We start from the raw sequence: 286 nt of genomic DNA, 5'->3' as shown, positions 1-286 counted from the left end.
GCTCTTCAAAATAACAGACCCTAATATCCAGATTACCCAGGTTTACGAAGAAAGGTCGGTGGTTAAACAACAGACCCGTGTTACAGAAGTCATTGAGGCACAATTAACTTATCCCTTAGATCATTGCCCTAATTGCGGATATCCAACTTTAATTAAGAATGGTACCCATCAGGTTAATGCCCGATTGGCACCTGTTAACGGCGGTAAATACGTATTGAAGCTTCATAAACAGCGTTATCTGTGTAGGACCTGTGGCACCACTTGCGGTGCCACATCATCCAACTTA

1 protein-coding gene is annotated in these 286 nt (G+C 43.0%); it reads left to right on the top strand.

What is annotated here, in order from left to right; genetic code table 11:
- Positions 1-286, top strand: a 286-nt coding sequence (locus tag HC026_RS13225; RefSeq protein ID WP_168926227.1) for a transposase family protein, incomplete at both ends; no start/stop codon positions are given.

The organism is Secundilactobacillus angelensis (genome assembly GCF_012641075.1).
Classification (GTDB): Bacteria; Bacillota; Bacilli; order Lactobacillales; family Lactobacillaceae; genus Secundilactobacillus; species Secundilactobacillus angelensis.
Note: the sequence above shows the minus strand (reverse complement) of the source record. Positions and strands in the feature narration are given on the sequence as shown.